The organism is Sphingobium sp. CFD-2 (assembly GCF_024611135.1).
GTDB lineage: Bacteria > Pseudomonadota > Alphaproteobacteria > Sphingomonadales > Sphingomonadaceae > Sphingobium > Sphingobium fuliginis.
Genome location: NZ_CP084408.1, coordinates 191,357 through 199,633 on the forward strand (window position 1 = coordinate 191,357; position 8,277 = coordinate 199,633).

4 protein-coding genes are annotated in these 8,277 nt (G+C 65.3%); all 4 read right to left on the bottom strand.

Going from position 1 to position 8,277, the window contains the following annotated elements; translation table 11 throughout:
* Positions 1 to 40: 40 nt before the first annotated feature.
* The gene (locus LDB29_RS28180; RefSeq protein ID WP_065846519.1) at positions 41 to 2,053 is read right to left on the bottom strand and encodes a ParB/RepB/Spo0J family partition protein; all 2,013 of its coding nucleotides are present in this window, start codon (positions 2,051 to 2,053) and stop codon (positions 41 to 43) included.
* A 111-nt stretch (positions 2,054 to 2,164) separates the two neighbouring features.
* Positions 2,165 to 6,364, bottom strand: a complete 4,200-nt coding sequence (locus LDB29_RS28185; RefSeq protein WP_171010095.1) for a strawberry notch family protein — start codon at positions 6,362 to 6,364, stop codon at positions 2,165 to 2,167.
* A 66-nt stretch (positions 6,365 to 6,430) separates the two neighbouring features.
* Positions 6,431 to 7,297, bottom strand: a complete 867-nt coding sequence (locus LDB29_RS28190; protein WP_137710500.1) for a toprim domain-containing protein — start codon at positions 7,295 to 7,297, stop codon at positions 6,431 to 6,433.
* A 62-nt stretch (positions 7,298 to 7,359) separates the two neighbouring features.
* Positions 7,360 to 7,686: a single-stranded DNA-binding protein gene (locus LDB29_RS28195; protein ID WP_015449217.1), complete on the bottom strand. Its 327-nt coding sequence runs from the start codon at positions 7,684 to 7,686 to the stop codon at positions 7,360 to 7,362.
* Positions 7,687 to 8,277: the final 591 nt, after the last annotated feature.

Sequence of the window (8,277 nt, forward strand, 5' to 3'; positions counted from 1 at the left end):
CGGGCGACGCAAGAGCGCCGCCCGCCATTACGCGTTGGTCTCAGGCCGCCTCGTCGAGGTCATCAGCATCGCCATCGGGGGCGATCTCCCCTGCCCCGCCGTCGCTGTCGTCTTCGTCGCTGAGGAAGGCGGAATAGCTACGGAAGCTTTCGGGCTTCTCCACCGCGCCAAACCGCATCTCATCGGGCAGCCAGCAGAGCGCCTTTTCCCGGACTTCGGCCTCGACGATGCCCTGCCCGGAACAGAGCGCCGCGCAGGCATTGGCAAGGTCACCCTTCTTGGCGTCCTTGTAGCGGCCGCGCAGTACTGGCCCGCCGATCTCTTCAAGCGCTTCGAGCATGACGTCCTTCTTCACGCGTCCGAAAAAGTTCTGGGCATCGGGCCGCCACCATTGCGCGACATCAATGTCGAGCAGACGTCCGAGATGATCGTGGAAGCCGTTGCGGCGCCCGCCATCGTCGACGTTGAGCGTCGGTTCGAGCGTCTGCGCCACGACATGGGCAAGCCAATCGGCGCGCGCCTGTTCATCCAGTTGCCGGAAGGCATCGAAACGCGACGACAGCGTGTTCCCGCCTGCCCAGCTCACATCGAGCCCCTGGCGCTGTTCGGCCAGGACGTTGCTGGCCGCGCTGCCTTCGTCGCGGAAGCCGACGATCGGGAAGCTCGCGGCGGCCGCTTGCAGCGTCGAGTGGTCCCGGACATAGCCGCTGGCGAACACGGTCCGGTGCGCGATCAGGAATATCGCGAGGTCGAGCGCGAACCCCGCGTCCGAGGCGACATGGGACGCCAGGATCTGCCGCCGCTGCGTCGCGAGTTCGTCGACCAGCGTCGCGCTGAGCCGGGAGGTCGCGACCTTGCCGGACGGCGCCTCGGGTTCGCCGTCCTCTCCCGCCTGACGAATGGCGCGCTCGCTGAACATGCGGCTGTGCACCCGCGGGGTGCCGTCAGGGGCAAGATAGATGAAGGTGCCCAGCTGGTCCTTGACCGCATCGTCGACCATCGTGCGCGCCGCCTCGATCGCATCGAGTTCCCGCTCGATGTCGGCGAGCCGCACCGAAGCCGCCTCGGCCTCTGGTGTGCCGTCCTCAAGTTCGGTTTCCAGTTCACGGATGAGCGCATCGCCCTCATCGGAAAGACTGTCGACGCGATCCTGCTCGTCCTCGCGCAATTCGCGCAGCGCCGGATGATATTCGTAGAGCTGGCACTCCATGTCATAGGGCACGTGGGTCGCGAGGACCGGTGTCACGAATGCCAGCTTCTGCTCGGCAGCGAGTGTTTGTGCCGCTGCTTCGAGCTTCTGGGCGGCAAGCTGCTCGATGATCTCCACGTCGATCCAGCTCTCGTCCGCATCATCGCCGAACAGGTCGCGCTCGATCCGGCCGCCCGCACCGACATAGGCATCGCGGCCAACGAACCGCGCCTTCGCATCGGTCGCCTTCACCGTCCCGTTGAGGAGCGCACGACGGACATTGTCGGGATTGTCACCATAATAGGACCGGCTCATGCTCTCGAACACACGCGCCTGGCGGTCGACATCGGGCGTGACGGCATAAGCCTGCGCGACCCCGAGCGTGATCTCGCCTGCGGCAAGCGCCGCGAAGACGACGGGAGCCAGTTCGGCAAGCCGGACCCGCTGCTCGACGAAGCGGGTCGTGACCCCGAAGCGTTTCGCCACATCCTCGCCGCTCGCCCCCCGGTCGAGGAAGTGCTTGAAGGCCGAGCATTCATCCGCCGGGTTCATCGCGACGCGATGGAAATTCTCGGCAAGGCTCGCTTCGGCCGATCCGGCATCATCCTCGAGCACCAGCACCTGAACCTCATGGTCCGCGGCAAGCCGGTTCGTCTCAATCAGGCGTTGGAGCGCCCGCAAGCGGCGGCCGCCCGCCTTGACGGTGAAGTGCCCCGCTTTTTTTAGCGGCGTGACCACGAGATTCTGCAACAGGCCATGCGCAGCGATATTCTCGGCCAGACTGTCGAGGTCGGCATCGCGATTGGATTTGCGGACATTATCCTTGGAGAGCGAGAGGTTCTTGACCTTCACGGACTGGATCATCGGTTGTCTCCTTCGAGGGTTGCGCCGACGTCGTCGGCCGGCTTGAGCCACTCAGGCCCACCCGGCCGAAGGCCCCCTCCCCTCTCTTCGATCGCTTGACGCTGCCGCTGCTCAGCCTGCTATCTCGCCAAGGATCTCGACGGCGCGGCTCGGTGGGACGAAGAGCCGCGTGCGGTGTTGGATGATCTCGGTGAAGCAGCCCGCCGCCTTGAGACGAGGAAGGGCGTCGGACTTCCAGTCGAGCAATTCGAGGCGTTGGTCGCCGGCGACCAAGGCCCGCTTCAGCCGGAGCGACCCGATCGGCATGATCTCGCCCGAGGTGCGAACGTGCTCGACCCGCGCGCCTAGATCGATCGCGACATGGGCGGCGATGCCGAATGCGCTGGCGATCCGCTCCACCAGCGGCGCCGGAATAAGACGCCCGAGAAGCGACTGGCCGTCATCGCTCGTCAACCGCCAGACCTGGACATGATCGTCGGGCAGCTTTCCCCAGACCGGGAGCAGCAGGCCCGTGACCAGATAGATGATCTGCGTACGCGTCTGCGCGGCCATCGCGTCGCATTCGGCCTGCCAGGCTTCGTCGAAGCTCGCGCGGTCCACGTCGGTCCAATGGGTTTCGGCGAAGAGGTCCTGCCGGTGCCGTTCGGTGCGCGTTGGACGCACCAGCTCGTAGCGGCGCACGGTCCGCCCCTCTTCGTCCGTCAGCGAGAAGGTCGGCCGGCAAATGGCGGCCTTGCCGGAACGCGGGTTGATCAACCCGCGCGCTTCCGGGTCGGCCAGAAGCCAATGCGCTCGTTCCAGGGTCAGCGGCCGATATCGTTCCTCGGTTTCGATACGCAGGATCTCGGTTTCGGCGCCGCTCACGGGATCGCGCCGGATCACCGTGCGGTCGAGGATCGAAATTCGGTCGGCCGCGATCGTTTCGACGCCAAGATCGAGGGTGCCAGCCTCGCGGGCCTTTTCCACCCGTGCTTCGATCAAGCCCAGATATTCGTCGAAGATCGCGTTCTGCAGGTCGATGCGCAGTGCCAGGATGCGGTTCAACCACCGCTGGATCGTGGGCAAGGTCTCAGTGAGCCCCCCACCCTCCCCGGCCAGGTTCAAACCGGTGAGCGACTGGAATTGATCAAAGCGCACCGATTGGAGCTTTCCCTGGAACAGTAGGCGAAACCACTGGTCGAGCGATTCCCGCGCGAAGTCGGACTCCAGATTGTCGCGGGGGTCGAAAAGTCCCTGCCCGCCGGTCTGGCGTTGGCCGCGGGTCAGGGCGCCCAAGCTGTCGAGGCGCCGGGCGATGGTCGAGATGAACCGCCGTTCGCCGCGGCAATCGGTGGAAACGGGCCGAAACAGGGGCGGGCAGGCTTGGTGGGTTCGATGCGTGCGGCCTAGCCCCTGGATCGCCGCGTCCGCGCGCCAACCGGGCTCGAGCAGATAGTGGATGCGGCGGCTCTGATTGGGCGTGTCGAGGCTGGCGTGGTAGCTCCGCCCCGTCCCGCCGGCGTCGGAAAAGATCAGAATGCGCTTTTCGCCGCGCATGAAGATGTCGGTCTCCGCGAGGTTCGTGCGCGCGCTGCGCCGTTCGATCCGCTGACGGCCGTCGGCATCGACGATGATCCGCCGGCTGCGACCCGTAACCTCGGCCACTGCCTCCGTCCCGAAATGCCCGATGATGTGATCGAGCGCCGAGCCGATCACCGGTAGCGCACAAAGCTGCTCGAGGAGCTGGTCGCGCATGGCGATCGCTTCCCGGCACAGCACAGGCTGTCCCGCCTCGTCAATCATCGGTTCCGAGCGCACCGTGCCGCTATCGTCGGTATAGATGCGCATCTGGCGCACCGGAAAGGCCGCTGTCAGATAGTCGACCAGGAATTCGCGCGGAGACAGCTCGATGTCGAGCCAGGCGCGCTCCTCGGGGGACAGGTTGGCAAGGGCACGGTCGAGCATGGCTTCCGCCGTCGACACGAGCTGGACGACGGCGCAGTCGCCGCGCGCGAGATCGGCGGCGATCGCCGGGATCAGCGACGGCAGCTTCATCGACAGCAGGATCTGGCCGAAGAAGCGTTGCTTGGTCGATTCGAAGATCGACAATGCCGCGGCCTTCGCGCCGCTATTATAGGTGGCACCGCTGAAGCCGTCGGTGACGCGCGTGGCGGCGAGCGCGGCCTGCAGATTGTTGTGAATGATCGCCCAGGCATCGGCATAGGCATTGTAGACGGCGATCTGTTCTTCGCTGAGCCGATGCTCGAGGATGTCATATTCGACGCCGGCGAAGCTGAGCGCCCGCGCGGCATAGAGGCCCTGCGCCTTGAGGTCGCGGGCGATCAACTCCATCGCTGCGATGCCGCCGCGGCGAAGCGATTCCACGAAGGCCCGCCGGTCGGCGAAGGCCGTCTGCGGTCCCCACAATCCGAGGCGTGTCGCATAAGCGAGGTTGTTGACGTCCGAGGCGCCCGTCGCCGAGGCGTAGAGAATCCGGGCGCGCGGAGCGAGATTTTGCAGGCGGACGCCGGCGATGCCCTGTTCCGACCCTTTCGTGGCGCCGAACCGGCCCTCGCCACCGGCCACCCCGGCCATCTCATGCGCCTCGTCGAAGACGATGACGCCGCTGAAATCCTCACCCATCCATTCGATCAGCTGGCGCAGCCGCGTGCCCCTGTCACCGCGGTTGGAGCGCAGGGTGGCATAGGTCAGGAAGAGGATCCCATCGCCCAGCGCGATCGGGGTGCCGAGCTTCCACTGGTTGAGATGCTGGATGTCGAGCGGCAAGCCGCCAAGCGCCGACCAGTCGCGGCGAGCGTCTTCGATCAGCGTCTCGCTCTTGGATATCCAGAGGTGGCGGCGGTTGCCGCGCAACCACTGGTCGAGGATGACGCCCGCCACCTGCCGCCCCTTGCCGGCGCCCGTGCCATCGCCAAGGAAAAAGCCGGTCCGATAGGCGTTACCGGCCTCTGCCGGCGACAGCGAAAGACCCTCCTCGCTAGATACGAACCGGCCCGGAAGGTCGCGCTCGAACGCCGCGCCAGCGTAGATCAGCGTTTCGAGCTGCGCGTCCGAGAGCAGGCCGTCGTCCAAGATCCTGGCCGGCAGCACGGGTTCATAAGCGACCGGGGGTGCGGGAATCGATCCCATTGCCTGCGATTCGACCAGCGCGCTTGGGTGCTCACGGGCATCGGCAATTAGCAGACGGCTCGGCCGATAGGGCAGGTAAATCCCTTGCGGTTCGCCCGCGGGCGCCGGCGCGTCGAGACGGTGATAGACGACCGCGCGGGTCGTGGGCAGGGTCACCGCCACACGCGAGCTTACGGGGCGGGTCCGCCGCGTGAGGCTCCGGAACAATCCGCTGGGGCGGGAGATCGGTTGCGGCGTGGGGGCGCACGGGGTCGCCATCGCATCGATGGCCGCGAGCGCAGCGCCGAACGTCGTACAGGTCTGGCGTGGGACGCAATCCCCTGCCCCGCCCTTTTCGAGGAGAATGAGCTGAACCGCTTGCCCGGTGCCGTGCTTGGCATAAGCATGGGGCGGCAGGTCGAGATGCAGCCGGAGATGCGCGCCCGCGGTGGCGTGCAGCCAATCCGCGTCCCCTGTCTCGATGCGATCGGGAAGAATGACGGCGCAGCGCCCGCCTGGTGCGAGGCGCAAGAGCGCGGAGCGCAGGTGGCGAAGCGCAGCGTGGCGGTCGCGCCCCCGTCCCTGGCTCCGCGAGAAGGGCGGGTTGATGAGCACGACGCTCGGCACCAGTTGCGGATCGAGCATGTCGTCGATCAATTCGCCGTCATGCGTGCTCAATGTGCCCTCGGGAAGGGCATGACGCAGCAAACGCGCGCGCCAGGCATCGATCTCATTGAGGAGAAGGCGAGCGCCGGCAAAATGACCGTGTACGGCCAAGAGCCCGGTCCCGGCCGAGGGCTCGAGCACGATATCGCGTGCCGTGATCGCGGCTGCCCTGGCGGCAAGGAAGCCGATCGGTGCCGGTGTCGAGAATTGCTGGAACGCGACCTGCGTTTCGCTACGCACGCTGTGCGTCGGAAGCGCCGCCGTCATGGCGATCAGCTGGGCGAGCCGCACATTCGCATCTGCCGGGAGTGTTGTGTTCTTCAGATGGAGGATCTGCGCGAGTTCGAGCACATCATAGGCGTCGCGCAATGACCATGAGCCATCCGCGCTCGAGCCACCGAAGGCGGAGGTCATCCCGGCAAGGAGGTCGTTACGTGCAACCGAACGGCCTTCGGACAGCCGGTCGGCTATGCCTTGAGCAGCGGTCCGGGCGGGATCATCGAGCGGCAGCGTGAGCGCGAGGGGTTGTGTGGCCATGGGGTATCTCCGGGTCTGACACCTGGCATCAGCGCCAGGTCATCAGCCTGAAGGCCCCCTCCCCTCTCAGGCCGCCTCGGCGGCCCGGCGGACACGCCAAGCATCATTCCAATCCGCGTGCCGTTCCGGGAGGCGGAGCACCAGTTCGCGTCCATGGGCTGTGAGATGCGGCCGAGCTTTTTTGAGCATGGCGGCAGCGGCGGCACCGCGATCACCATAGACGATGATGCGTTTGACCCGTTCGGGGATGGCGACGAGTCCAAGGCGTTCGACGCCGCCCAGCGCCCAGGTTGGCGTTCCGAACCAGGCCATTGCCGAAAGGGCGTCCTCGATGCCCTCAGCAAGGCCAAGCTCCTCTCCGGCCGGCGCCAGACGGATGGCCGCGTTGCCAAGCAGGCCAAGGGCAATCTTCGGCTTTGACAGGGGCTTGTGCAAGATGTCAGCGAGATCGAGGCAGGTCCGCTGGACGGCCACGACGCCCAGATCGTTCTCGACCGCAGCGATCATCGCCGGAAAGAACCGGCGCTGGTCACCTGCCCCGACAATGGTGCGGGGATTGTAGCGCAGACAACGCGGATAAGGAGGAGCAAGACCGCGTGCGGCAAGGTAATCGGCCGCTGGCGAGCCGGCTATGGGCTGGCTTGCCTTCCATAGCCGAAGCGCGAGAGCGCGATGGTCGGCCATCGCCTTCGGGCGCGGCATGGTGAGCGGCACCGCATCGTGAAGTTTGCGCCGGCGCAGGGCAGTCAGAACGTCGCGCGTATCGCAGCCAGCAAAGCAGTGGAACAAGATCGCCCGTTCGCCCAGGCGCACTGACAGGCTGGGGCCATGATCGTCATGAGCCGGGCAACGGCATTCGCCGCGCGTCCCGCGCCACGTTCCGCCGAGGGCTTCGACAATGGCTTTGGCGCGATGGGAAACAGCTAGGGGCATCAACTAATCCTTGCAAAGTGGTGGAGCGCCGCTGCCGGTTGCGCCCTCCCCTCTCCGCCAATTCAGCCAGGCATGCCCTTGGCTGCGAGGATACCGAATTCCTCGACGATGCGATCGGTTGTGTAATGGGTCACGCCGTCGCGTTCATAGGAGCTGTCCTTGAGCCGCCCGGCAATCCGCACCAGATCCCCGACTTGGGCTCGGTCGGCGATATGCTTGCGCTGGCCCTCGCTGAAGACGCTCACGCGGTTCCAGTGACTGTCTTCCTGCCATTCGTCATCGTCACCCTTGCGGCGGTGATTCGCGCAGACCGACAGCAGGGTGACTTTCGGTCGCGCATCGATTTCGCCGATCCGGCCGATGATCTCGAACTTCGCGAAGTTGATCATGCACCCTCCATTCGTGACGTCCTTTGGCGAGGAAGCCTATCGTGGAGGGCCAACTTCGCGTATCCCTCCAGACAGGGGGATTGAATGTTTGCTTCAAGCGCAGCGCCAATCTCTTTCTCAAAATAAAAATATCAAAACGCCGCTGCTCGCAGCGGAAGCTTTTCCGATTCAAAAGGATTCAGATTCGGGAAGCCGAAAGCCCAGCGTTTCTGCGGGCTTGAGCAAGCCTATCCTGACCTGACGGGGGATTTTGCCTGCCCTTGTGGGGGCTAATTCCTGACCGATCGGGGGATGCAACCTGACCGGTTGGGGCTTTCCTGACCGCATGGGGGCCAGGCTCTGTTGGGCGCGATTCGCTCGTCATATCGCTCGTCAGGGACGTTCTTCGCCCTCCGCGCGGCCGTTTGCGAGGATCAGATCGCTTTGAAATGCGACTCGGCGTACTTCCTTGTGTTTTGTCGTTTGGGGGTGAAGTTCCATCCTGACCTCTTGGGGGCCGAAACCGTCGGACATCCTGCCCTGACTTGACGCAAGAGGACAGGTCAGGCAGATTTTCTTCCACGCCGGACGAATCGGTGCAGACTTCATGGC

Coding starts and splice junctions, on each gene's coding strand:
- LDB29_RS28190 (WP_137710500.1), bottom strand. CDS start 7,297: ATGCCCCTAGCTGTTTCCCATCGCGCCAAAGCCATTGTCGAAGCCCTC.
- LDB29_RS28180 (WP_065846519.1), bottom strand. CDS start 2,053: ATGATCCAGTCCGTGAAGGTCAAGAACCTCTCGCTCTCCAAGGATAAT.
- LDB29_RS28195 (WP_015449217.1), bottom strand. CDS start 7,686: ATGATCAACTTCGCGAAGTTCGAGATCATCGGCCGGATCGGCGAAATC.
- LDB29_RS28185 (WP_171010095.1), bottom strand. CDS start 6,364: ATGGCCACACAACCCCTCGCGCTCACGCTGCCGCTCGATGATCCCGCC.